Raw genomic sequence first — 25,426 nt, forward strand, 5'->3', positions numbered from 1 at the left:
TTAAATGACGCATTGTGAAAATTTTTTTACCTGACGCCCAGGCAGCGCTAACGCTTGGAGCAAATGCCGTATTTGCGCAGTCGCTGAGCAATGGCGGTATGCGAGGTGTGCAGACGAGCGGCCAGCTGTCGGGTGGAAGGATAGTCGGCGTAGAGCTTTTCCAGCAGATCCTTTTCAAAGGATTCCACGGCATGTTCCAGGCTGTCGACTTCAACGGCATTCTGGCCTGAGATGGCGGTGCCTGCGATGTCCAGATCGCCGATATCGACCAGCGCGCTTTCACTGATGGCGGCGGCGCGGAAAATGACGTTCTGCAATTGCCGAACGTTGCCGGGCCAGCGATTGCCCAGCAGGGCCGGGTAGGTGCCAGGCGCCAGACGACAGACCGGGCGCTGAATCTGCGCGCAAGCCTGTTCCATGAAATACCGCGCCAGTAGCAGAATGTCCTGGCCGCGCTCACGCAAGGGCGGCACCTCCAGATTGAGGACGTTGAGGCGATAGAACAGGTCTTCGCGGAACGTGCCTTCGCTGACCATTTTTTCCAGGTCGCGGTGGGTGGCGCTGAGAATACGCACGTTGACCTTGACCTCACGGTCGCCGCCCACGCGTCGAAAGCTGCCGTCGTTGAGAAAACGCAGCAGCTTGGCCTGGAGATAGGGCGACATCTCGCCGATCTCGTCAAGAAACACGGTGCCTTGGTTGGCCAGTTCCATCAGGCCCGGCTTGCCGCCGCGCTGGGCGCCGGTGAAAGCCCCCGGGGCATAGCCGAACAGCTCGCTTTCAGCCAGGTTTTCCGGCAGCGCCGCGCAGTTGAGGGCCAGAAAGGGCTCGCCATGTCGGGCGCTGCTGGCATGACAGGCACGGGCGACCAGTTCCTTGCCAGTGCCGGTTTCGCCCTGAATCAGCAGCGGCGCATCCAGGGCTGCAATCCGCTGGGCGCGGGCCTTGAGCGTGCGGATGGCGGCAGACTCACCCAGCAGTGCATCAAAGCCTTCGGCGTGATCGTGGTGCAGGGCTGACAGGCGTTCGCCGATCCGGCTGGGCAGGTACAGCGTGATCAGCGCGCCGGCTTCGGTGATGGGTGTGGCATCAAGCAGCAGCGCCTCGCCATTGAGGGTGATTTCACGCAAGGGCAGACGAAAGCCGTTTTCCAGCAGCGCGGACTGCAGGCCAGGATCGGCAAACAGTTCGCCAATCGGCTCGCCTGCAGGTTCGCGGCCGATCAGTGTGATCAAGGCCGGGTTGGCCAGCAGCACATGCCCGCCGCTGTCGAGCGCCAGTACCGGGTCGGCCATTGCCGCCAGCAGGGCATCAAGCTGCAAGTGACGACGCTGACCGGGCAGGATATCCACCACCGTGATCGCTTCCACGCCTCGTACGCGAAACAGCGCGTCCTTGAGCTCTTCTAGCATCTGATGGCTGAGGGTGGGGGCGTCGATGTAGACATTGGGCGGCACCATTTCCACGGCGTCCAGATTCAGATTGCGCCCACCCAGAATCGCCAGCACTTCCTGGGTGATACCAACGCGGTCGATGAAGCAGACATGGATACGCATGGGGCGGTGCTGGTCCGGGCACGGGAGGGTGGCAAGTATGCCTTGTGATGCGGGATTTGGTGAAGTTCAGCGTGTCGTGGCATGCAAGTAAGCAGCGCCCTTTCGAGGCGGCGCTGTCTGGCAGCATGCAGAGTAGCCGTGGGAGCGAGCTTGCTCGCGAAGGCCATGTTTCAAGCACAGCCTCTCGTTTGGACGGACCGGCCCTTTCGCGAGCAAGCTCGCTCCCACAGGTGTTGCATTCAGTCAGCAAGATCGCCTTGTGTTCTGGCAGCGATCAAAGCAGGCAACCGGCCACGACATCTCTGTGGGATGAGCCGGCCCTTTCGCGAGCGAGCTCGCTCCCACAAACCGTGTTTATTCAGCAGATTAGTCGCGGTTCGACAAGAGCAGCATCACTCTCATCGGTCGGCAGGCAGGCTCCTGTTACTCCAGATGCTCAGGCTTCACGGGGTCGCCGGACTCTGCGCCGAGTTTGTCGCGGATATCCTGGAACATGCGGTCGTACTCGGGATGCTTGGCAATCGGCAGTGCGTCGCTATGGGGCAGGCCGTGTCTGAGGGCGATGCGCCCGGCGTCGTGGGCAAAGTTGAAGGCCAGGTCACCGGGCAGTCGGAACACCTCGGAGAAGCTTTTGTCATTGATCTGGCCCTGCATCGTGAAGTGGATGCCGGTTCCTTCCTTGGGGTCCTGGCTCAGTTCGTAACGCAAGTGGATGTCGTAGGAAACATCCGATCGCTGAAACGCCGCGTGAGTCATGTGCAAATGGCCTGGCTCGAACATGGAGATTGCCCCATAAAATTGAGTGTCCCTGTAGGACACCGCGGGTGCCAGAGCGGTTCAGCCGCACGCATCAGCGGGGCGGGGAACCCTCAGCCCTGACCGGCTCAGGTCTCGACCATATCCACAGGTTGCCCAGGCCCATGCCGGCAATCGCCAGGTACAACCACCAGACATGGGTCAGCAGGCTCAGCATCATGACTGCGCAGAAGAGCATGCTGACGGTGGCGCTGATCTTGGCGCGGCGCGTGACCAGTCGGCCGTTGCGCCAGTTGTAGAGGATCGGACCGAACACGCGATGGTTTTCCAGCCAGGCATTCAAGCGTGGCGAACTGCGCGTTGCTGCCCAGGCGGCCAGCAGGATGAATTCGGTGGTGGGCAGCCCCGGGATGAAAATCGCGGCAATGCCTATGCCCAGGCTGGCATAGGCGAGGATGCCAAACAGAAAGCGTGAAAGTCTGGAGCCGGGCGGTTTGTACGTCATGTTTCCTACAGGCAGGTTCGAAAAGCCCGGCCAGCTTAACAGCACCGGGCGCTTTTTCATGCGTGTGCCACTTCGGCTGTAGGCGCTTCGGCGTAAGCGTGCTGCAACAGAACGTTGAAACGCTCGAACGCCTCGACAGCGCCCTGATCCAGTTCAGCTTCCTGCTCGACCGTGAGGGGCTGTTCATCAAGGGTCTTGATGAAGGTTTTCCAGCCTGCCGCCCGACCGCCAGCAGGTTCACCCAGGTGGCGCGCACCGAAGTTTTCGCTGAGGTTCAGCGCCACGGCACGTTTGATCAAAAACGCAGCACCCAGCTTGGAACCCTCGGAGACGAACAGCCAGCCCAGCGCCTGGGCAAGGGTCGGCTGCTGCACGGCACCGGCAACCGGTGACGGCGTCTGCAGGCCAAGGTCCGCCAGGTCAGCCCTGGCCTGCTCCGCCCGGCAGCGTTCAGGCAGGTCGGCGATGATCGCCTGAAGCGCCGTGTCGTTGTAAATACTCTGCAGTTCGGCCTGAAACAGGTACTGGGCGACCACAAAACGCGCGTAGCTGTTCAGGGTGTCGAAGGGGGCATGTGCCTTGACGGCCTTGTCCAGTTGCTCGTGCGGTGCGTGGGTAATCTGATTGAGGCGTTGGGAGCGCAGGGCCGGGCGCGCGTGTTCGAGTGTCATCGAGGTCTTCCTTGCTGATCATAGGGGCTTGTTGAATAGACGAATGGTCAAACCCTTGAGCGTAAAAAAACACGCCGTCGGATTCGGCGGCGTGGGTTTGGTGCGCGGTTCAGATGTCCCACACCACGTTGACGCTGAAGTTGCGGCCCGGCTGGGTCAGGCGCTCAAGATTGGCCGGCGCGGTCACGCCGGCTTCGCCGACACCGTCGTAGCCGCGAACGTCGTCCCATAGCCAGTACTTCCTGTCGGTCAGGTTGTAGAGGCCTGCATTGACGGTCACATCGTCAGTCACTTTGTAGTAGCCGGTCAGGTCGAGGATGCCGAAGCCGGGTGTCTTGAACTGGCTGGAGGTGCCGTCCGGGGTATGGAAGGTGGTTTCATCCACGCTGTTCTTGCGTTTGACCAGCGTCAGGCTCAGCAAGCCGCCATATGGCACCTGCTCGTAACCCAGGCCCAGCACGCCGGTCAGCGGATTGACGCTGTTGATGGGCTCGCCGGTGTCGTTGTTGCGGCTGTGGGCGTAAGCCACGGAGGCCTGGCTGTACAGACCTTGCGGAGCACCGAAGCTGTCCAGATTCAAACGGCCCTTGAACTCCGCGCCTTTGATGGTGGCGCGCTTGATGTTGTTGGACTGGAACGTCAGCGCGCTGTAGCCCGGCGTGATGGCGTCTTCATTGATGAAGTCGCGGTACGTGTTGTAGAACACCGCGAGGTCGAACGAGCCGGATTCGAAGCGGCCGCGCAGACCGGTTTCATAGCTCTTGCTTTTCTCGGGTTCCAGATCCGGGTTGGGTTCCACCACGTAGCCTGCGCTCAGGTTTTCGAAGCGTCCGTACAGCGCCTTGGCCGATGGTGTGCGGAAACCTTCGGCGTACTGACCATACCAGGTGTATTGGTCGGTCAACGCGTAGGTCACGCCCAGTTTGGGCGACACTCGGTGCCAGGTCTTGCTTTCGTCACTGGCCTGGCTGGCATCCGTCAGGCTGACCGAGTTGAGAAACTCAGGCGTGATCTTCGGATCAAGTTTCGTGTAGTCGTAGCGCACGCCCGGCAGAAAGGTCCAGTTGTTCCAGCTGATCTGATCCTGAGCGAACAGGGCGTAGCTGTTGATGGTCGGGTCCGGGAAATCGCTGGTCGCCGCCAGGCGGTCGCTCGGGCTGTCGGCACCCAATACGCGGCACGAGCCAAATACCCGCGCGCAGGTGGCGCTGCCGCTGCGCAGCCCGGTGACTTTCTGCTGCTTGAGAGTCGTGCCGTAGGTCAGCACGTGATCGGTGCCGGCAATGGAAAACGCCTTGTCGAGTTGCGCATCGAAGATCCACTGCTTCTCCTGATACACCGTGTCGCGAGAGCGGTTCACGTCACGGGAGAACGGGAAGTAGCGCTCCTGTGTGGTCTGGTCGGTCTTGGCGGTCTGGTAGTTCAGGCTCCACTTGACGTTGTCGACCAGCAGGCTGTCGAGGGCGAAACTGTTTTCGACGCCGAAACGTTCACGGGTAATGGTGTCGTTGCCTTCGCGCGACTGATACATGCCCAGTCCGGTGCCCAGGTTGAACGGCCCGCCGACGGCGCTTTTCAGGTTTGTGTCGCGATCGTCCTTGTACTTTTCGTAGGTCAGGCCCAGACGCGAGCCGTCGCCGTAGTTCCATCCCAGCTTGGCCAGGACGTTGGTGGTGCGCGCGTCTTGCGGATTGGCCTCGGTGCGGTTCAGACCGGTACCGCCCGTGCTGCCGTAGGATTCGGTCTCATGGCCGTTGCGCTGACTGAGGTGCAGCAGGGCGTCGAGATCACCCTGACGTCCGGCCAGCGTGGCAGAATTCAGCCAGCTGTCATCGGCCGAGTTGTAGCCGGTTTTCAGCCGTGCACCGACGTCCTTGCCGGGCTTGATGATGTCGTCCGGGTCCAGCGTGTAATAACTCACCACGCCGCCGATGGCGCTGCTGCCATACAGCGCCGAGGCCGGACCGCGGAGGATTTCCACGCGCTTGACGATCTCGGGGTCGACGTAGTTGCGGTGGGTCTGCGCGTAAGGGCCAGTGAAGAAACTGTCGGGCACTTCGACGCCGTCGACCTGGGTCAGAATGCGGTCGCCATCGATGCCGCGTATGTTGTAACCCGTGGTGCCGGCCCGCTGGCCTGCACCGCCGACCGAAACACCCGGCTCATTGCGCACCAGATCGCGAAGGGTATTGACGTTACGGCGGTCCAGTTCTTGGCGTGAGTGCACGCTGACGGTGCTGGGAACGGTGGCCACATCCTGCGCCTGACGGGTGGCGCTGACGGTGATCTGCTCAAGCGCCATCACGCCCGCGATGCGTTTTTCCAGCACCACCGTGTTGTTGCCCAGCGAGCGGTAGCTCAACGGGCTGCCCGCCAGCAGAGCGTCCAGTGCCCTGGCGGGTGTCAGGTTGCCGTTGGCTCCCGATGACACCACGTTCTGCGTGAGATCAGAGGACACGCCCACCTGCCAGCCGGTCACGCGGCTGAACGCGTTCAGCGCCGAGACCAGCGGCTGTCGTTCAATCGAAAACGCGTAGGTACCTGCGGCGCGAGTGGGGTGCGCGTTCTCGTCGGCAGCGCTTGCGGACGTCATCGGCAAGCCGGCGCTCAGCACCGCAAGCGTCAAAAGGGAGAGGGTAAACCGTGCTCGGTGATGAGCAGCGGGCGTAGGGTTGGACGACATCGATAACGCTCCCTGTGGGTTTTCGTTCTAGTGTTGCGCACGTTTCTCATATGAGAATAATTTGCATTGACAATGACTAGACGAACGACCAGCGGCTATCGAGTAAAAAAAGTTCGGTCAGTTGATGATCACCAGCGCGGGCATCTCGTGCACGCTGGCGGAGGTGATGTGTGCCAGCGAGCGAATCACGTCCAGGGGATTGTCCAGACGATAATTGCCGGTCACCGCTATGTGTCCTCGCTGTGCATTGGTGTTGATGATCCAGCCGGGGTAGTAGCGACGCACTTCGGCCAGCACTTCACTCAGCGGGCAGTTATCAAAAATCAGGCGGCCTTGCACCCAGGCCAGATCACGATTGGCGTCGAGTTTTTCTCGATTGCCAAAGCCCCCGGGCCCTATGCGTACGCTTTCCCCGGCACCGAGGTTAACGCTTGAGTCGCCGCGAATGGCCTGCACGTTCACCGCGCCTCGCTGGACCTGCACCTGCGCAACGCCGTCCAGATAGCGCACGGAAAAGTCAGTGCTGTCGGCCTGCATGCGCACTGGACCGGCCTCGATTTCCATCGGCAGGCCGGGGCGAGCAGGCACGTTGAAGTACGCTTCGCCCTGATACAGGCGCGCCGAGCGCTGCGTATCACCAATCTGGCTGGAAAACGCCGAGTCGGTATTGAGCAGTACCTGCGACCCATCGGCCAGCTCCAGACGCTGGCGCTCGCCGACCACGGTCAAATGATCGGCCTGCAGGCGTAACGGCAGGTTGCTGAAATTCAGCACTGCGAGCAGTACAACCGCTGCCGTGGCCAAGGGTTTCCAGTGCGCACGAGCGCGCTGCCAGGGTGTCCGCTTGCCAGGCTCGGCGAGTTGCGCGGCAGCCTGTTGCACGGGCACGCCATTCCAGATCGCCTGGGCTTTGTCGAAGGCGCGCGCGTGTTCAGGATCGGCATTGAGCCATTCCTGAAAGAGCCTGTTTTGTTGCTCATCAGCGCCTTCCAGCTCAATCAGCCAGGTCAACGCCTGATCCATTGCGCGGTTGCTCAGCACGTCTTGTGCTGGTGTTTCTGGGGGCACGGTGTTCCTCGGCAGTCCTGAATCGGTAGCGGTCGGGGTGAGGGACTGGCAGCCTGCGTCAGCACTCAGGGCGGGTCAAGCCTTGAGACGACGCCGACACAGATCGCCATGATCAGTTTCAGTTCTTTTTGTACGGTGCTGGCCGAGACATTCAACTGCTCGGCGATTTGCAGATAACTCTGCCCGTTGAGCCGGCTGAGGGTGAAGATCGACTGCTGGCGTGGGGTCAAGGTGCTGAGACTCGCGCTCAGGCTGTCGATCAGGCGTTTGGCGTGAGCGGCATCTTCCGGCGCGCTCAGTTGAGCCACGACGCTTTCCAGTTGGGCGAGCGGGACGTCTTCGATCAGCGTACGGCCGCGAATGCGCCGGGCACGCAGATGGTCCAGCGCCAGGTTGCGCGCAGTCTGGAAGACGAAGGGCTCAAGATGATCGATGGGGCGTTCGTTCAGCGCCCGACTGACACGCAGCCAGGTTTCCTGAAGCAGATCCTCGGCAGCGCTACGGTTGCCCACCATGCGCTGCAACGTGCGCAGCAGCACATCGCGCCGGGCGATAAAGACATCGTTGAAGTGAGACTGCGACACAGAGGTGCTCGACCAGCGGTTGAACCAAATGATAATGCTTATCATCTGCGTCATTGGTCAAGTGGGCCGTGGTTATTTTATGTGTCCAGGCGCAGATTGAGCGCGCCGATGCAGAGCATCGGCACGATCGGGCTGGCTGCCTTACTCGGCGTTGTGCAGCGCCAGGCAGTTGTCCAGCATGCGGTTGGAGAACGCCCACTCGTTGTCGTACCAGGACAGCACCTTGAGCAGCTTGCCGCTCACTTTGGTGTGGTTGGCGTCGAAGATCGACGACAGCGGGTTGTGGTTAAAGTCGTGAGAGACCAGCGGCAGGGTGTTGTAGCCCAGTACCTTGGAGTGCTGACTGGCTTCTTTCATCAGCGCGTTGACTTCTTCAGCGGTGGTTTCACGTTTCAGGGTGACGGTCAGGTCAACCAGCGACACGTTGATCACGGGGACTCGCACGGCCATGCCGGTCAGCTTGCCAGCCAGTTCCGGCAGCACCAGGCCCACTGCTTCGGCGGCGCCGGTCTTGCTCGGGATCATCGACTGCGTGGCCGATCGCGCGCGGTACGGGTCGGTGTGGTAGACGTCGATCAGGTTCTGGTCGTTGGTGTAGGCGTGAATGGTGGTCATCAGGCCGCTTTCGATACCCAGCTCACGGTGCAGCACCTGGGCAACCGGCGCCAGGCAGTTGGTGGTGCACGAGGCGCTGGAGATGATCTGGTGCGACTGACGCAGCGTGTCGTGGTTCACGCCATAGACGATGGTCGCATCTGCGCCACTGGCCGGAGCGGAGATGATGACCTTGCGTGCGCCGGCAGTCAGGTGGGCGGACGCTTTATCACGGCTGGTGAACAGGCCGGTGCACTCGAACACCACATCAATATTCTGCGACTTCCATGGCAGCTCCGCAGGATTGCGGATTGCGCTCACGGAGATGCGGTCGCCGTTGACCGTCAGGCTTTCCTTGTCGCATTCGACTGTGCCGCTGAATGGGCCGTGTACAGTGTCGAAGCGCAAGAGGTGAGCGTTCATTTCGCTATCGCCCAGATCGTTGATGGCGACGACCTGCAGGTCCTGTCGGTAACCTTGGGTATAGAGTGCGCGTAGGACGTTGCGGCCGATGCGGCCAAAACCGTTGATTGCGATACGAAGAGTCATACAGCCGTCCTTCATAAATTTGTTGTTGGAATTACAAGATTATTCTCATAGAAATAGAAAACAAGCCTTTTTAGTGGCAATATTTTGTTTTATCTACAACTACAAGCCTGAAAGGCATGCCCCATTGATCGAAATCAGGCCTTTGCGAAAAAGCATTCGGCCCCGATCATCGGAACCGTCTTTACGGGTGACCATAGACGTTAGCCTGGAGTTCATCACATGCATCCCCGCATTCTTGAGGTAACCGAGCGGCTGATCGCTCGCAGTCGCGATACCCGTCAGCGCTATCTCCAATTGATTCGCGGCGCAGCGAGCGATGGCCCGATGCGCGGCAAACTCCAATGTGCCAACTTCGCTCACGGCGTGGCCGCCTGCGGTCCTGAAGACAAGCAAAGCCTGCGAATGATGAACGCGGCCAACATCGCCATCGTTTCCTCCTACAACGAAATGCTCTCGGCGCATCAGCCTTACGAACACTTTCCTGCCCTGATCAAACAGGCTTTACGTGACATTGGTTCGGTCGGTCAGTTTGCCGGCGGTGTACCGGCGATGTGCGATGGCGTGACGCAGGGTGAGGCGGGCATGGAACTGGCGATTGCCAGCCGCGAAGTGATTGCGATGTCCACGGCGGTTGCGTTGTCGCACAACATGTTCGACGGCGCGCTGATGCTGGGTATCTGCGACAAGATTGTGCCGGGTCTTATGATGGGGGCATTGCGCTTCGGTCACTTGCCTACGGTTTTCGTGCCGGGCGGTCCGATGGTGTCCGGTATTTCCAACAAGGAAAAAGCCGACGTGCGCCAACGCTATGCCGAAGGCAAGGCGACCCGCGAAGAATTGCTGGACTCGGAGATGAAGTCCTATCACGGCCCCGGCACCTGCACGTTCTATGGCACTGCCAACACCAATCAGTTGGTGATGGAAGTCATGGGCATGCATTTGCCTGGCGCTTCGTTCGTCAATCCGTACACCCCGCTGCGTGATGCGCTGACCGCCGAGGCGGCGCATCAGGTGACGCGCCTGACCATGCAGAGCGGCAGCTTTATGCCGATCGGTGAAATCGTCGATGAGCGTTCGCTGGTCAACTCTATCGTCGCTCTGCACGCCACGGGCGGTTCGACCAACCACACCCTGCACATGCCTGCCATCGCCATGGCCGCCGGTATCAAGCTGACCTGGCAGGACATGGCCGATCTGTCGGAAGTCGTGCCGACCCTCAGCCACGTCTATCCGAATGGCAAAGCCGACATCAACCATTTCCAGGCAGCAGGCGGCATGTCGTTCCTGATCCGCGAACTGCTGGCGGCCGGTCTTCTGCACGAAAACGTCAATACCGTAGCCGGCTTCGGTTTGAGTCGTTACACCAAAGAGCCGTTCCTCGAAGACGGCAAACTGGTGTGGCGCGAAGGTCCGCTGGAAAGCCTCGACGAGAACATCCTGCGCCCTGTGTCCCGTCCGTTCTCTGCGGAAGGCGGCCTGCGGGTCATGGAAGGCAACCTGGGCCGTGGCGTGATGAAAGTGTCTGCCGTGGCGCTTGAGCATCAGATCGTCGAAGCCCCGGCCAGGGTGTTCCAGGATCAGCAGGAACTCGCCGACGCATTCAAGGCGGGCGAGCTGGAACGCGATTTCGTCGCGGTCATGCGTTTTCAGGGGCCGCGCTGTAACGGTATGCCTGAGCTGCACAAGATGACGCCGTTTCTGGGCGTGCTGCAGGACCGCGGCTTCAAGGTCGCGTTGGTCACCGATGGACGGATGTCCGGTGCTTCGGGCAAGATTCCGGCCGCCATTCACGTCTGCCCGGAAGCCTTTGTTGGTGGCCCTTTGGCACTAGTGCGGAATGGTGACGTGATTCGCGTGGATGGTGTGAAAGGGACGTTGCAAGTTCTGGTCGAGGCGTCAGAATTGAACGCCAGAGAACCTGCTACCTGCCAGATCGACAACAGTGTCGGTTGCGGTCGGGAGCTGTTTGGATTCATGCGCATGGCCTTCAGCTCCGCAGAGCAGGGCGCCAGCGCCTTTACCTCTAGTCTGGAGACGCTTAAGTGAAGTTGGCCCTGGTCGGTGATATAGGCGGTACCAATGCACGTTTTGCCATCTGGGAAGACGACACACTGCATTCTGTCCGGGTATTCCCGACCATCGACTATGTCGGGCCGGAGAAAGCCATCGAGGTCTACCTTCAGGACCTGGAGTTGCAGCGCGGCGACATCGGCTACGTCTGCCTGGCAGTGGCCGGGCCGGTGGATGGCGACCTGTTCCAGTTCACCAACAGTCATTGGGAATTGAGCCGCACGCAGTTCTGCGCCGACCTGAAAGTCGACCACCTGTTGCTGATCAACGATTTCACCGCCATGGCGCTGGGCATGACCCGGCTCAAGGATGACGAGTACCTGACAGTCTGTCACGGGATCGGCAAGCCGGACCGTCCACGCGCAGTGGTCGGGCCAGGCACCGGGCTGGGGGTGGGTACGCTGATCAAGGAGAGCGAAACCCGCTGGTTGGCCTTGCCGGGTGAGGGCGGGCACGTCGATCTGCCGATCGGTACCGCGCGCGAGGCCCTGCTGTGGACCCGTCTGATGGCCGAGCACGAACATGTCAGCGCCGAAGTGGTGCTCAGCGGTGCGGGCCTGTTGCTGTTGTATCAGGTCAGTTGCGCGCTGGACGATATCGAGCCTGAGCTCAAGTCGCCGGCTGCAATCACCACGGCAGCCCTGGCAGGCGACCCGGTCGCGGCGGCGGTGCTGGACCAGTTCTGCGTCTTCCTGGGGCGGGTGGTCGGTAATCAGGTGCTGACCGTCGGCGGCCTGGGCGGCGTCTACATCACCGGTGGCGTGGTCCCGCGATTCACCGACTTTTTCATGACCAGCGGTTTCAAGCGCGCCCTCGCCGAAAAGGGCGTGATGAGCGATTATTTCAAAGGTTTGCCGGTCTGGCTGGTCACTGCCGAGTATCCCGGTCTCATTGGAGCGGGCGTGGCGCTGCAGCAGGCGTTCGGTTCAGAGATCTGAAGCGAAGGCCATCACGGCACATAACAACAAAAACCGACAGCCAACAAGGACGCCTACACGTGAGTTCAGTCAGTAAATCGATCCTGCTGGTAGACGACGACCAGGAGATTCGCGAGTTGCTGGACACCTACCTGAGCCGCGCCGGTTTTCAGGTGCGCACGGTCGGCGATGGTGCGGGTTTTCGCCAGGCCTTCAACGAGGCGCCCAGCGATCTGTTGATTCTCGATGTCATGCTGCCCGACGAAGATGGCTTCAGCCTGTGCCGATGGGTGCGTCAGCATCCACGCCAGCCGCATGTGCCAATCATCATGCTCACCGCCAGTTCCGACGAGGCTGACCGGGTCATAGGCCTGGAACTGGGTGCCGACGATTACCTGGGCAAACCCTTCAGCCCTCGCGAGCTTCAGGCGCGTATCAAGGCGCTGCTGCGCCGCGCCCAGTTCGGTCAGGAGCGCCCCGGCGGCGACGTTATTCTGTTCGATGAGTGGCGTCTGGACATGGTCAGCCATCGGCTGTTTCACAACGATGGCGAGGAAGTGATTCTGTCCGGTGCCGACTTCGCCCTGCTCAAATTGTTTCTCGATAATCCCCAGCAGATTCTGGACCGCGACACCATTGGCAACGCCACCCGGGGTCGTGAGCTGATGCCGCTGGAGCGCATTGTCGACATGGCAGTCAGTCGCCTGCGCCAGCGTCTGCGTGACACCGGCAAGTCGCCGCGTCTGATTCGCACGGTACGTGGTAGTGGTTATCTGCTGGCTGCGCAGGTCAATGCGCAAGCGGGCAACGGTTATTAACGCGCCGGCGACGGGCCTGAAAAAGCGCAGTCTGCCGCTGCCGCGTTCGTTGCTGGGTCGCATGTTGCTGCTGACGCTGTTGGCGGTTCTGCTGGCCCAGACCCTGTCCAGCGTGATCTGGCTCTCGCAGCTGCGGGCCACGCAAATGGAAGGGCTGGTGACCAGTGCGCGTAGCCTGGCGTACTCGATGGCCGCCAGCGTCAGTTACTTCCGCTCCTTGCCGCTGGCCTATCGCCCGTTGGTGCTTGACCAGTTGCGCAGCATGGGCGGTACGCGTTTCGTGGTATCGCTCAACGATCATCCGCTGGACATGCAGACCCTGGAGGCTACGCCGCGCAAGCAGGCCGTCCTCGACGTGGTCGGTCAGGTGTTGCGCCAGCATCTGGGCAACGACCCGGACATCGCTGTGTGGTTCGTCAAGCCTGACGACCTGCGGATCTTCAACAGTGGCCTCAAGCTCGACGAGCTGCCACGTTCCTGGGCGCATTACGCCTTGACGCTGGAACCCGTCAACCCGCCAGTGCTGGTCACGCAGATCGAAATGGCACCTGGCGAATGGTTCTACATCGCCTCGTTGCTGCCTGAGCCTTACACCACGCTCGAAGAGCAGGACCTGCCTGTTCAGCAGGTCTGGTTCATCGCCCTGACCAGCGTGTTTCTGCTGCTGTTCATCGGCCTGCTGGTGCATTGGCAAAGCCGACCGCTCAAGCGTCTGGCGCGTGCGGCGCGAGACATGTCGCTGGGCGCGGATGTGGAACCTGTGGTGGAGGGCGGTGGCAGCGAAGTGGTAGAGGTCAGCCGCGCCTTCAACGCCATGCGCACCCGCATCAGCCGCTACCTGACCGAGCGTGGCCAGTTGTTCAGTGCCATTTCCCACGACCTGCGCACGCCCATCACTCGCTTGCGACTGCGGGTCGAGCTGCTGGAGGACGAGCAACTGCAGTACAAGTTCGGGCGTGACCTGGATGAGCTTGAGCTGTTGGTCAAGGGCGCCCTGCAATGCGTGAAGGACACCGACATTCACGAAAATATCGAGCAGGTGGACCTCAACGTGTTGCTCGACTGCCTCGTCGAACCTTACCTGCGTGCTGATGGAGAGGGGCGTGTCACACAGACGGGCGCGGCCCTGTCCTGCTACCCCGGCAAGCCGCTGGCCCTGAGACGCTGCATCGGTAACCTGATCGACAACGCCCTCAAGTACGGCGACCGCGCGCACCTCAAGGTCGAAGACAATGCGCTGGCCTTCGTGCTGCATGTCGATGATGAAGGTCCGGGTGTGCCTGAACAGCGGCTGGAGCATGTGTTCGAGCCGCATTTCCGGCTCGCGGGGAGCCAGCAGCAGGGTTACGGGCTGGGGCTGGGAATTGCCCGCAATATCGCTCACAGCCACGGCGGTGAAGTGAGCCTGCAGAACCTGCGCGAAGGCGGTCTGCGGGTCACGTTGTACCTACCCCGGACGACCGAATGAATCTGAATGTAACCATCCTGTGACATTCGCGCATCCCTTCGTTACCGTCGTCACGATTCGCTTGGTTAGACTCCAACGAAGCGCAAGCACCAGACTTGCTCATGCATAACAACAAGAAAGGTCAATTCGATGAATTCAATGTCACGCCTCGCCGTTGTCATCTCCCTCGCCTCCCTGTTCCCGTTGAGCGCCCATGCTGCTGATGCCAAAGGCACTGTTGAAGTCGTGCACTGGTGGACGTCGGGCGGCGAAAAGGCTGCGGTCGATGTCCTGAAAGCGCAAGTTGAAAAAGACGGCTTCACCTGGAAAGACGGCGCTGTGGCCGGTGGCGGTGGTTCTACCGCCATGACCGTGCTCAAGAGCCGCGCGGTGGCCGGCAACCCGCCAGGCGTTGCCCAGATCAAAGGCCCGGACATTCAGGAATGGGCGTCCACCGGCCTGCTCGATACCGACGCGTTGAAAGACGTTGCCAAGGCCGAGAAGTGGGATTCGCTGCTGGACAAGAAAGTCTCCGATACGGTGAAGTACGACGGTGATTACGTGGCCGTGCCGGTGAACATCCACCGCGTCAACTGGCTGTGGATCAACCCGGAAGTCTTCAAGAAAGCCGGTATCGACAAAGCGCCCGCCACCCTCGAAGAATTCTACGCCGCCGGCGACAAGCTCAAGAAAGCCGGCTTCATCCCGCTGGCTCATGGCGGTCAGCCTTGGCAGGACAGCACCGTGTTCGAAGCGGTCGTGATGTCGGTCATGGGCGCAGACGGCTACAAGAAAGCGCTGGTTGACCTCGACAAAGACGCGCTGACTGGCGCAGGCATGGTCAAGTCGCTCACCGAACTCAAGAAAGTCGCTACCTACATGGATGCCGACGGCAAGGGCCAGGACTGGAACCTGGAAGCTGCCAAGGTCATCAACGGCAAGGCTGGCATGCAGATCATGGGTGACTGGGCCAAGAGCGAGTGGACCGCCGCCAAGAAAGTCGCCGGCAAGGACTACCAGTGCGTAGCGTTCCCGGGCACCGACAAGGCGTTCACCTACAACATCGACTCGCTGGCAGTGTTCAAGCAGAAAGACAAGGGCACCACCGCAGCTCAGCAGGATCTGGCCAAGGTGGCGATGGGTGAAGACTTCCAGAAAGTCTTCAGCATCAACAAGGGCTCGATTCCGGTTCGCGAAGACATGCTGAGCGACATGGGCAAGTACGGCTTCGATTCCTGCGCGCAAACCGCAGCCAAGGACTTCCTGGCGGATTCGAAAACCGGCGGTCTGCAACCGAGCATGGCGCATAACATGGCCACCTCGCTGGCCGTACAGGGCGCGTTCTTTGATGTGATCACCAACTACATCAACGACCCGAAAGCCGATCCTGCCGCGACTGCCAAGCAGTTGGCGACCGCCGTCGCTTCAGCCAAGTAATCCGCACAACCTGACGTACCGCCGCAGTCTGCGCGTGTGGAATCGAAGTTCGATTTCACCCGCGCCTGTGGCCTGAATTCGATACACCGAATGGGATGCGCCCGATGAGCTCTGTCGCTGTGTTCAGCAAAGCCTCGCCACTGGATACATTGCAACGCTGGCTACCGAAACTGGTACTGGCGCCAAGCATGTTCATCGTGTTGGTTGGTTTCTATGGTTACATCCTGTGGACGTTCGTGCTGTCGTTCACCAACTCGACGTTCCTGCCATCCTACAAGTGGGTCGGTCTGGCGCAGTATGCGCGCCTGATGGACAACGACCGCTGGTGGGTCGCCAGCAAGAACCTGGCGGTGTTCGGCGGCATGTTCATCGGCATCAGTCTGGTGATCGGTGTGTTTCTGGCGATCCTGCTGGACCAGCGCATCCGCCGCGAAGGCGTGATCCGCACGATTTATCTGTACCCGATGGCGCTCTCGATGATTGTCACCGGTACGGCCTGGAAATGGCTGCTCAACCCGGGCCTTGGTCTGGACAAGATGCTGCGCGACTGGGGCTGGGAAGGCTTTCGTCTGGACTGGCTGATCGATCCTGACCGGGTGGTGTACTGCCTGGTGATCGCTGCGGTGTGGCAGTCGTCGGGCTTTGTGATGGCGCTGTTTCTGGCAGGCCTGCGCGGGGTGGACCAGTCGATCATCCGCGCGGCACAGATGGATGGCGCGAGCTTGCCGATGATCTACTGGCGCGTGGTGCTGCCAAGCCTGCGTCCGGTGTTCTTCAGTGCGGTGATGATCCTGGCGCACATCGCGATCAAGAGCTTCGACCTGGTGGCGGCGATGACGGCTGGCGGTCCTGGTTATTCTTCGGACCTGCCCGCCATGTTCATGTACTCCTTCACCTTCAGCCGTGGCCAGATGGGCATGGGCTCGGCCAGTGCGATTCTGATGCTCGGCGCGATCCTGGCGATTCTGGTGCCGTACCTGTACTCCGAGCTGAGGACCAAGCGCAATGACTAGTCTTGTAGGCAAACCGGGCATCAGCCTCAGCCGTGTGGTGATCCACGCCGTGCTGTTGCTGGCCTGCGTGATTTATCTGGTGCCGCTGGTGGTCATGCTGTTCACCAGCTTCAAGACGCCTGAGGACATCGGCACCGGCAACCTGTTGAGCTGGCCGAGCGTGGTCACGGTGATCGGCTGGGTCAAGGCCTGGGACATCGTTGACGGGTATTTCTGGAACTCGCTGCGCATCACCGTTCCGGCGGTGATCATCTCCACGGCCATTGGTGCGCTCAACGGCTATGTCCTGTCGATGTGGAAGTTCAAGGGCTCGCAACTGTTCTTCGGTCTGTTGCTGTTCGGCTGCTTCCTGCCGTTCCAGACCGTACTGCTGCCAGCGTCCTTCACGCTGGGCAAGATGGGACTGGCCAGCACCACTACCGGTCTGGTGTTCGTCCACGTCGTTTACGGCCTGGCCTTTACGACGCTGTTCTTCCGTAACTATTACGTGAGCGTGCCGGACGCACTGGTGCGGGCTGCACGGCTGGATGGCGCGGGTTTCTTCACCATCTTCGGGCGCATCATTCTGCCGATGTCGACGCCCATTGTGATGGTGTGCCTGATCTGGCAGTTCACCCAGATCTGGAACGACTTCCTGTTCGGTGTGGTGTTTTCCAGTGGTGAATCGCAGCCCATCACCGTGGCGCTGAACAACCTGGTCAACACCAGCACCGGGGCCAAGGAATACAACGTTGACATGGCGGCGGCGATGATCGCCGGGCTGCCGACACTGCTGGTGTACGTACTGGCTGGCAAGTATTTCCTGCGTGGGCTCACAGCCGGCGCGGTCAAGGGGTAATCATGGCGACTCTCGAGCTACGCAACGTCAACAAGACATACGGCGCCAACCTGCCGGACACGCTGAAGAACATCGAACTGTCGATCAAGGATGGTGAGTTCCTGATCCTGGTCGGCCCGTCCGGCTGCGGCAAATCCACCCTGATGAACTGCATCGCCGGGCTGGAAAGCATCAGCGGCGGGGCGATTCTGATCGATGGCGAAGACGTCAGCGGTACCAGCCCCAAGGATCGCGACATCGCAATGGTGTTCCAGTCCTACGCGCTTTACCCGACCATGAGCGTGAAAGAAAACATCGCCTTCGGTCTGAAGATTCGCAAGATGGCACCTGCCGCCATCGAAGAAGAAGTGGCGCGGGTCGCCAAGCTGCTGCAGATCGAGCACTTGCTCAACCGCAAGCCGGGCCAGTTGTCCGGTGGCCAGCAACAGCGAGTGGCGATGGGCCGTGCGCTGGCGCGTCGACCGAAGATCTACCTGTTCGACGAACCGCTGTCCAACCTCGACGCCAAGCTGCGCGTCGAAATGCGCACCGAAATGAAACTGATGCACCAGCGCCTCAAGACCACCACGGTCTACGTGACCCATGACCAGATCGAGGCCATGACGCTGGGCGACAAGGTCGCGGTCATGAAGGACGGCATCGTTCAACAGTTCGGTACGCCAAAACAGATCTACAATGATCCAGCCAACCTGTTCGTGGCCAGCTTCATTGGCTCGCCGCCGATGAACTTCATTCCCTTGCGCCTTCAGCGCCAGGACGGCCGTCTGGTCGCGCTGCTCGACAGCGGTCAGGCTCGCTGCGAACTGCCGGTCGGCGTGAGCGATACAGGGCTTGAGGATCGGGAAATCATTCTGGGCATCCGCCCTGAACAGATCACCCTTGCGAGCGGCGAACCTACCGCGCTGCCGACCATTCGTGCCGAGGTCCAGGTGACCGAGCCGACCGGTCCGGACACGCTTGTATTCGTCACGCTCAATCAGAGCAAAGTCTGCTGCCGTCTGGCGCCGGACGTTGCACCGCAGGTCGGAGAAAGCCTGACCCTGCAATTCGATCCTGCCAGGGTTCTGTTGTTCGATGCCAAAAGCGGTGAGCGTCTCGGTGTCCTGGGAGCACAGCCATCGGTCGAGCGGACGAGCAACGTTTCTCAGTTGAGCCGCAAATGAAAGTTTGATCCACACCCGAGCACAGCTGACAGACCGCTCACTGCCACCACGAGCGGTCCATCAGCGAACACGAAGCAGTAAATGTAACGCGTAGACCAAAGCTAATAACAATAAAACGAGGATTGATGGGATGAAGAAGATCAACAAGGCTAAATCGCACTCCCGGCTTCGGTTGGTAGGCAAGTTGTCGGTTATCGGTGCAATGAGCCTGGCAGGTAGCGCTCATGCAGCGGATGCGTTTTCTTACGATTCACCCTGGATGACAGGCGACTGGGGCGGAAAACGTACCGAGCTGCTCGACAAGGGTTATGACTTCTCGCTGGAATACGTTTCCGAGATGGCCAGCAACATCAAGGGTGGCTACAACGACGACAAGACCGGCCGTTACAGCGACCAGTTTGCGTTGGGCATGAAGGTCGACCTGCAGAAGGCCTTTGGCTGGCAGGACGCGGAATTCAAGCTGGCGATCACCGAGCGTAGTGGCCGCAACATCTCCAACGACCGCATCGGCGATCCACGTGCCGGTACACTCAGTTCTTCGCAGGAAGTCTGGGGTCGGGGTCAGACCTGGCGCCTGACGCAAATGTGGGTCAAACAGAAGTATTTCGACGGCGCACTGGACGTGAAAGTGGGCCGTTTCGGTCCGGGCGAAGACTTCAACAGCTTCCCGTGCGACTTCCAGAACCTGTCGTTCTGCGGCTCTCAGGTCGGCAACTACGTGAACACCTGGTACAACTGGCCAATCAGCCAGTGGGCCTTGCGCGTGAAGTACAACATCACGCCTGAAGTGTACGCGCAGGTCGGCGTGTACGAGCAGAACCCGTCCAACCTGGAAACCGGCAACGGCTTCAAGCTCAGCGGCAGCGGCACCAAAGGCATGATCCTGCCGGTGGAACTGGTCTGGACACCTACCGTCAATTCGTTGCCGGGTGAATACCGTGTCGGCTTCTACAAGAGCACGCCAAACGCTGACGACGTCTACGAGGATGTCAACGGCCAGCCGCAGGCTGTGACCGGCGCTGCATTCAAGTCGCATGACAGCAAGAAAGGCTGGTGGGTCGTGGCTCAGCAACAGCTGACTGCACACAATGGCGATGCCTCGCGCGGTCTGAGCATCTTCGCCAACGCGACTGTGCACGACAAGGAAACCAACTTCGTCGACAACTACCAGCAGATCGGTTTCACCTACAAAGGTCCGTTCGATTCGCGTCCGAAGGATGACATCGGTATCGGCTTCGCCCGTATCCACGTCAACGATGATGTTCAGGATCGCCGCCGTCTGCAGAACCAGATCAACAACATCAACGACTACGACAATCCGGGCTTCCTGCCTGTGCAGCAGACCGAATACAACTCCGAAATCTACTATGGCTTCCACGTCACCAACTGGCTGACTGTGCGTCCTAACCTGCAGTACGTGAAGCACCCTGGCGGTGTGGACAAGGTTGACGATGCCATCGTGGCCGGTCTGAAGATTCAGTCGAAGTTCTGATGTGCAGCACGTTGATCAATCATGATTGACGCATAAAGCGATCAAGGGTCGTGTGTGCTTTGCGGGCAGCCTGGCTGCCCGTTTTTTATGGGTTTGATTTCTCTTTTTTTCAGGACGCGATTGGCGATGACTTCCGACGACGCGCAGATGTCCGAACATCCCCTGCAACGCTTCTTCAGATCCCGACGTGCCCGCCCGACGTTCGAGTGGGAACGTTATCAGCTGCGTGATGTGCTGGTGATCGATCACCCGCAATGTCAGGCGGTGTTCAGCCGCCAAGGTGCGCAATTGCTGCACTTCCAGCCTCGCGATCAAAAGCCCTGGCTCTGGTGCGCGGCGCAGTGGCCGCAGGTCGGGGCGATTCGGGGCGGCGTGCCGGTGTGCTGGCCCTGGTACGGCCGGCATCCGGGGGAAAGCGGCTGGCCTGCCCACGGCTGGGGACGCCTGCTGGACTGGAAGCTGATCGACAGCCGCGAAAGCGAAGCGGGCGTCAGCCTGCACTGGCGCTTGCAGCTCTGGGACTGGCAGGCCGACCTGCATGCCGAACTGGGGCAGGGCATGGAACTGAACCTCAGCACATGCCATGAAGACAGCGAGCCGTGCCATTTCAGCCATGCGCTGCATGCCTACTGGCGCATCGGCGATGTGGCCGACGTCGCACTGCAAGGTCTGGACGGTGCGCAGGGCTACGACCAACTCAGTCGTCAGGCATGTCAGCAGCAGGGTGAGCTGCGGGTGGCAGGTGGCTGTCAACGGGTCTTCGAGCACGAGGGCGCGCTGCAGCTTCAGGATCCGGTATGGGAGCGGCGATTCAACATCGACACGGGTGACAGTGCCAATACGGTGGTCTGGCACCCCGGCAGCAGGCCGCTGCTCGGCGTATGTGGCAGCGAGACAGCAGGTTTTGTGCGGGTGGAAGCCGCGTCAGGCAGCGGCGACCGCTTCAGCCTTGCACCGGGTCAGCAGGCACGCCTGAAGCTTCAGGCGCAGCTGGCGTATTGAGCGTCGGCTTTGCGACAACGCATGGTCTGCTGAACAAGCGTGTTGTTGCAGGAGGCTATTTGTCAGCGACCGTGCTAGTCCAGTCGCTGACAGGGCGGACTTGAAATCGCATCGCCGGCAAGCCGCCTCCCACAACCCCGTGTTTGCTGTCAGGCAGCCAGGCGGCGATATCTCCCACCGTTCAGTCGCGTTCGTGCAGGGATGAGGCGCTCAGCCCTGATCCTCGACCGGATAACGGCTGTCGTTGAGGCTTTCCTTGATCTTGCGCAAATGCGGCTGGAAGTCCACGCCGCGGCGCAGGGTCATGCCGGTGGCCAGTACATCCAGAACCGTCAACTGAATGATTCGCGAGGTCATTGGCATGTAGATGTCGGTGTCTTCCGGCAGCGGAATGTTCAGGCTGACGGTGCTGGCCTGCGCCAGGGGCGAGCCTGCTGCCGTCAGGCCCAGCACCGAGGCGCCGTTGGCCCGGGCGATGCGCGCCACTTCCACCAACTCGCGGGTGCGGCCGGTGTAGGAAATGATCACGAACAGCTCACCGGTGTGTGCCACCGAGGCAATCATGCGCTGCATCAGCACGTCGGCATGTGCCGTCACGGCCAGGTTGAAGCGGAAGAACTTGTGCTGCGCATCAAGCGCCACAGGTGCCGAAGCCCCCAGACCGAAAAAGTGGATCTGACGCGCCTGAATCAGCATGTCCACCGACTTGCTGATCAGGGCCGGGTCCAGTTGCTGGCAGGCGCTGTCGAGCGACGCGATGGCGCTGCCAAAAATCTTCTGGGTATAGGCCTCGGGGTTGTCGTCGGCCTCGACCGCACGACTGACGTAGGCCGCACCGCTGGCCAGGCTCTGTGCCAGTTGCAGTTTGAGCTCTGGATAGCCGCTGACACTGAACGAGCGGCAGAAACGGTTGACGGTCGGCTCGCTGACCTTGGCAGCCTGGGCCAGCGCGGCAATGCTCAGCCGCGTCGCCATCTGCGGGTTGAGCAGAATCACTTCGGCCACCTTGCGTTCGGCCTTGTTCAGCTCGTCGAGTCGGCCCTGGATTTGCTCCAGGAGGTTTCGAGTGCGGTCCATTCAGAGTCCTTGTCGGGGCTTGTTCACCAACGGTTTTGTCTCGGGCTTTTATTAGCCCTTTAGCCTGTAGCAAAGGTGGCCTATCGTACTGAGGGCCTGTGTTGATCACCACTGGAATATGCTTTTAGGCAGAATGTTGTGGTTATTACTACATATGGCCTTGAGTAACGCCTTTAAAAAAGGTATTTGTAGCTTAACTTGATAAAAGAACCAACATTATGCCCTTGATAACGGTTGAACCGTGCACATTTGCCCTGTTTGGTGCCCTGGGGGACCTGGCAGTCCGCAAGCTGTTCCCGGCTCTTTATCAGCTTGATCGCGCCGGATTGCTGCATGAAGACACTCGAATTCTTGCCTTGGCGCGTGAACCAGGCGACGAACAGTCGCATCTGGCGCATATCGAAAAATCCATGCGCCGCTTCATTCCGGAAGCGGAGCTTGAAACCGACAACGTCGCCCGTTTTCTGGGACGCCTCAGCTACCTGCACGTCGACTTCCTCAAGGCCGAGGACTACGTCGCGCTGGCGGAGCGTGTGGGCAGCGCTGAAACCCTGATTGCCTACTTCGCCACGCCTGCATCGGTGTATGGCGCAATCTGTGAAAACCTGGCGTCGGTCAACCTGGCCGATCGCACGCGCGCCGTGCTGGAGAAGCCCATCGGTCACGACCTGGCCTCTTCGCGTCGGGTCAACGACGCCGTGGCGCAGTTCTTTCCGGAAAACCGCGTTTATCGCATCGACCATTACCTGGGCAAGGACACCGTACAGAACCTCATCGCATTGCGTTTCGCCAACAGCCTGTTCGAAACCCAGTGGAACCAGAATCACATTTCCCATGTGGAAATCACCGTGGCCGAGAAGGTTGGTATCGAGGGCCGTTGGGGCTACTTCGACCAGGCCGGCCAGCTGCGTGACATGATTCAGAACCACCTGTTGCAACTGCTCTGCCTGATCGCCATGGACCCGCCCAGCGACCTGTCTGCCGACAGTATCCGTGACGAGAAGGTCAAGGTGCTCAAGGCCCTGGCACCGTTCAACCCCGAGCGTCTGGCGACCCAGGTCGTGCGCGGGCAGTACACCGCCGGTTACAGCGAAGGCAAAGCGGTGCCGGGTTATCTGGAGGAAGAGAACTCCAACACCCAGAGCGACACCGAAACCTTCGTCGCCTTGCGGGCCGATATCCGCAACTGGCGCTGGTCGGGGACACCGTTCTACCTGCGTACCGGCAAGCGCATGCCGCAGAAGCTGTCGCAGATCGTGATCCACTTCAAAGAGCCGCCGCACTACATCTTTGCCCCTGAGCAGCGTTTGCAGATCAGCAACCGTCTGATCATCCGCCTGCAGCCGGACGAAGGTATTTCCTTGCAAGTGATGACCAAGGACCAGGGCCTGGACAAGGGCATGCAACTGCGTAGCGGCCCTCTGCAACTGAATTTTTCCGACACCTACCGCAGCGCTCGGGTCCCCGATGCCTATGAGCGGTTGTTGCTGGAAGTCATGCGTGGCAATCAGAACCTGTTTGTCCGCAAAGATGAAATCGAGTACGCGTGGCAATGGTGTGATCAGCTGATCGCAGGCTGGAAGAAGGCGGGCGACGCGCCCAAGCCTTACGCCGCCGGATCCTGGGGGCCCATGAGTTCCATTGCTCTGATTACTCGCGACGGGAGATCCTGGTATGGCGATATGTGACCTTGAGCTGCCAGCAGGGCTGGTAGCACGTGAATTCGACAACCCGCAGCAACTGGCCGATGCGCTGGCTGCGAATGTGGCCGAGCGACTGAAGTCGGCCATTGCCGAAAACGGTCTGGCGACGCTGGTGGTGTCCGGCGGTCGCAGCCCGGTCGCGTTTTTTCAGAGTCTGGCGCAACAGCCGCTGGACTGGAGCCAGGTGGTCATTAGCCTGGCTGACGAGCGCTTTGTGCCCACCGAACATGCCGACAGCAATGCCGGGTTGTTGCAGCGTCACTTGCTGCAAGGCCCTGCGGCCAAGGCGAAGTTCCTGGGGCTGTACAGCGTTGCGGGCAGCCTTGAAGAAGCCGCACTGGCGGCCGATCAGGCGCTGGCCGAGTTGCCGCCCATCGATGTGCTGATTCTGGGCATGGGCGATGACGGGCACACTGCATCCCTGTTTCCCGACAGTCCCAACCTGACCGAGGCCTTGAGCCTGGAAGGCGAGCGACGTTGCCTGCCGATGCTGGCACCGACCGTGCCGCATCAACGCCTGACCCTGACCCGTCGCCTGCTGGCGTCGGCGAAGCTGCCGATTCTGTCGGTCTCCGGGCAGGCCAAACTCGACACCCTGCGCGCGGCGCTGGCGGGCGATGACCTCGCCCGGATGCCGGTCCGTGCCTTTCTAGAACCGTCCCTTGAGATTTACTGGTGCCCATAAGTAAAGGAAGCGTCGCCATGACACAGAACGAAAATAATCAGCCGCTTACCAGCATGGCGAACAAGATTGCCCAGATCGACGAACTCTGCGCCAAGGCGAAGATTCTGCCGGTCATTACCATTGCCCGTGATCAGGACGTGCTGCCGCTGGCTGACGCCTTGGCCGCTGGCGGCATGACGGCGCTGGAAATCACCCTGCGCTCGGCGTTCGGCCTGAGCGCGATCCGTATTCTGCGCGAGCAGCGTCCGGAGCTGTGCACCGGCGCTGGCACTATTCTGGACCGCAAGATGCTTGCCGATGCCGAGGCGGCTGGCGCGCAGTTCATCGTCACGCCTGGCAGCACGCAGGACTTGTTGCAGGCCGCGCTCGACAGCCCGTTGCCTTTGTTGCCGGGCATCAGCAGCGCGTCGGAAATCATGATCGGCTACGCCATGGGGTATCGCCGCTTCAAGCTGTTTCCGGCTGAAATCAGTGGCGGTGTGGCAGCGATCAAGGCGTTGGGCGGTCCGTTCAATGAAGTGCGCTTCTGCCCAACCGGTGGCGTCAATGAGCAGAACCTCAAGAACTACATGGCTCAGCCAAACGTCATGTGCGTAGGCGGCACGTGGATGATTGATAACGCGTGGGTCAAAAATGGCGATTGGGGTCGTATCCAGGAAGCGACTGCGCAGGCCCTGGCGTTGTTTGACTGAGTGAGTTTCAAGGGCGCGGCCTGCCGCTGCAGTCGTGCACTGTTCAGGCCTCCGGCATAGCGTGTCGGTGGTTACTTTTTCACGGGGCTTGCCTGGTCTGCATTGA

22 protein-coding genes are annotated in these 25,426 nt (G+C 60.6%); 13 read left to right on the top strand and 9 right to left on the bottom strand.

Going from position 1 to position 25,426, the window contains the following annotated elements; genetic code table 11:
• Positions 1–47 precede the first annotated feature (47 nt).
• The 8 genes from BUB69_RS06140 to gap all read right to left on the bottom strand — a co-directional run bounded on the left by BUB69_RS06140 (position 48) and on the right by gap (position 8,966).
• Positions 48–1,556, bottom strand: a complete 1,509-nt coding sequence (locus BUB69_RS06140; RefSeq protein ID WP_073163449.1) for a sigma-54-dependent transcriptional regulator — start codon at positions 1,554–1,556, stop codon at positions 48–50.
• 423 nt (positions 1,557–1,979) lie between these two features.
• Positions 1,980–2,336, bottom strand: coding sequence for a DUF5064 family protein (locus BUB69_RS06145; protein WP_073163452.1), 357 nt, complete (start codon positions 2,334–2,336; stop codon positions 1,980–1,982).
• Between the two features lie 70 nt (positions 2,337–2,406).
• Positions 2,407–2,877, bottom strand: coding sequence for a YbaN family protein (locus BUB69_RS06150; RefSeq protein WP_073163454.1), 471 nt, complete (start codon positions 2,875–2,877; stop codon positions 2,407–2,409).
• Positions 2,874–3,488 (bottom strand): biliverdin-producing heme oxygenase, encoded by a 615-nt coding sequence (locus BUB69_RS06155; protein ID WP_073163456.1) that lies wholly within the window; start codon positions 3,486–3,488, stop codon positions 2,874–2,876. Before BUB69_RS06155 ends, BUB69_RS06150 begins: the two co-directional genes overlap by 4 nt.
• Positions 3,489–3,597: 109 nt before the next feature.
• On the bottom strand, positions 3,598–6,171 hold the full coding sequence (locus BUB69_RS06160; protein ID WP_073163459.1) for a TonB-dependent receptor: 2,574 nt from the start codon (positions 6,169–6,171) through the stop codon (positions 3,598–3,600).
• A gap of 117 nt (positions 6,172–6,288) precedes the next feature.
• Positions 6,289–7,194 carry a FecR family protein gene (locus tag BUB69_RS06165; protein ID WP_073164327.1) on the bottom strand — a complete coding sequence of 302 codons (906 nt, stop codon included), beginning with the start codon at positions 7,192–7,194 and terminating at the stop codon, positions 6,289–6,291.
• A 110-nt stretch (positions 7,195–7,304) separates the two neighbouring features.
• Positions 7,305–7,823, bottom strand: a complete 519-nt coding sequence (locus BUB69_RS06170; RefSeq protein WP_122697256.1) for an RNA polymerase sigma factor — start codon at positions 7,821–7,823, stop codon at positions 7,305–7,307.
• Between the two features lie 141 nt (positions 7,824–7,964).
• Complete coding sequence (gene gap / locus BUB69_RS06175) at positions 7,965–8,966, bottom strand: type I glyceraldehyde-3-phosphate dehydrogenase (protein ID WP_024686710.1); 1,002 nt, start codon at positions 8,964–8,966, stop codon at positions 7,965–7,967.
• A gap of 219 nt (positions 8,967–9,185) precedes the next feature.
• On the opposite strand from gap, the gene edd reads away from it, so the two are divergent.
• The 10 genes from edd to BUB69_RS06225 all read left to right on the top strand — a co-directional run bounded on the left by edd (position 9,186) and on the right by BUB69_RS06225 (position 21,163).
• Complete coding sequence (gene edd / locus BUB69_RS06180) at positions 9,186–11,012, top strand: phosphogluconate dehydratase (RefSeq protein ID WP_073163461.1); 1,827 nt, start codon at positions 9,186–9,188, stop codon at positions 11,010–11,012.
• The gene (locus BUB69_RS06185) at positions 11,009–11,974 is read left to right on the top strand and encodes a glucokinase (RefSeq protein WP_073163463.1); all 966 of its coding nucleotides are present in this window, start codon (positions 11,009–11,011) and stop codon (positions 11,972–11,974) included. Before edd ends, BUB69_RS06185 begins: the two co-directional genes overlap by 4 nt.
• Before the next feature lie 59 nt (positions 11,975–12,033).
• Positions 12,034–12,771 (top strand): response regulator, encoded by a 738-nt coding sequence (locus BUB69_RS06190; RefSeq protein WP_024694317.1) that lies wholly within the window; start codon positions 12,034–12,036, stop codon positions 12,769–12,771.
• A complete protein-coding gene (locus tag BUB69_RS06195) occupies positions 12,713–14,239 on the top strand; it encodes an ATP-binding protein (protein ID WP_175561655.1) in 1,527 nt (508 codons plus the stop codon). Before BUB69_RS06190 ends, BUB69_RS06195 begins: the two co-directional genes overlap by 59 nt.
• A 129-nt stretch (positions 14,240–14,368) precedes the next feature.
• Positions 14,369–15,655 carry an ABC transporter substrate-binding protein gene (locus BUB69_RS06200; RefSeq protein WP_073163465.1) on the top strand — a complete coding sequence of 429 codons (1,287 nt, stop codon included), beginning with the start codon at positions 14,369–14,371 and terminating at the stop codon, positions 15,653–15,655.
• A gap of 104 nt (positions 15,656–15,759) precedes the next feature.
• Positions 15,760–16,668 (top strand): carbohydrate ABC transporter permease, encoded by a 909-nt coding sequence (locus BUB69_RS06205; protein ID WP_024686704.1) that lies wholly within the window; start codon positions 15,760–15,762, stop codon positions 16,666–16,668.
• The gene (locus BUB69_RS06210) at positions 16,661–17,506 is read left to right on the top strand and encodes a carbohydrate ABC transporter permease (protein ID WP_073163467.1); all 846 of its coding nucleotides are present in this window, start codon (positions 16,661–16,663) and stop codon (positions 17,504–17,506) included. Before BUB69_RS06205 ends, BUB69_RS06210 begins: the two co-directional genes overlap by 8 nt.
• Before the next feature lie 2 nt (positions 17,507–17,508).
• A complete protein-coding gene (locus tag BUB69_RS06215; protein WP_073163470.1) occupies positions 17,509–18,669 on the top strand; it encodes an ABC transporter ATP-binding protein in 1,161 nt (386 codons plus the stop codon).
• A 130-nt stretch (positions 18,670–18,799) separates the two neighbouring features.
• Positions 18,800–20,161 carry a carbohydrate porin gene (locus BUB69_RS06220; protein ID WP_073163473.1) on the top strand — a complete coding sequence of 454 codons (1,362 nt, stop codon included), beginning with the start codon at positions 18,800–18,802 and terminating at the stop codon, positions 20,159–20,161.
• Positions 20,162–20,287: 126 nt separating this feature from the next.
• A complete protein-coding gene (locus BUB69_RS06225; RefSeq protein ID WP_073163475.1) occupies positions 20,288–21,163 on the top strand; it encodes a D-hexose-6-phosphate mutarotase in 876 nt (291 codons plus the stop codon).
• A gap of 210 nt (positions 21,164–21,373) precedes the next feature.
• Here BUB69_RS06225 and BUB69_RS06230 read toward each other — a convergent pair whose 3' ends face one another.
• A complete protein-coding gene (locus BUB69_RS06230) occupies positions 21,374–22,240 on the bottom strand; it encodes a MurR/RpiR family transcriptional regulator (protein WP_024686699.1) in 867 nt (288 codons plus the stop codon).
• Between the two features lie 218 nt (positions 22,241–22,458).
• Between BUB69_RS06230 and zwf the strand changes: the two genes are divergently transcribed.
• The 3 genes from zwf to BUB69_RS06245 are packed head-to-tail and all read left to right on the top strand — an operon-like array spanning position 22,459 to position 25,320.
• Positions 22,459–23,928: a glucose-6-phosphate dehydrogenase gene (gene zwf / locus BUB69_RS06235; RefSeq protein WP_024686698.1), complete on the top strand. Its 1,470-nt coding sequence runs from the start codon at positions 22,459–22,461 to the stop codon at positions 23,926–23,928.
• Positions 23,915–24,628 (top strand): 6-phosphogluconolactonase, encoded by a 714-nt coding sequence (gene pgl, locus BUB69_RS06240; RefSeq protein ID WP_073163477.1) that lies wholly within the window; start codon positions 23,915–23,917, stop codon positions 24,626–24,628. The genes zwf and pgl overlap by 14 nt, the downstream gene beginning before the upstream one ends.
• A gap of 17 nt (positions 24,629–24,645) precedes the next feature.
• Positions 24,646–25,320, top strand: coding sequence for a bifunctional 4-hydroxy-2-oxoglutarate aldolase/2-dehydro-3-deoxy-phosphogluconate aldolase (locus BUB69_RS06245; protein WP_073163480.1), 675 nt, complete (start codon positions 24,646–24,648; stop codon positions 25,318–25,320).
• Positions 25,321–25,426 lie beyond the last annotated feature (106 nt).

Origin of the sequence: Pseudomonas asturiensis (genome assembly GCF_900143095.1) — a bacterium.
Taxonomy (GTDB): domain Bacteria; phylum Pseudomonadota; class Gammaproteobacteria; order Pseudomonadales; family Pseudomonadaceae; genus Aquipseudomonas; species Aquipseudomonas asturiensis.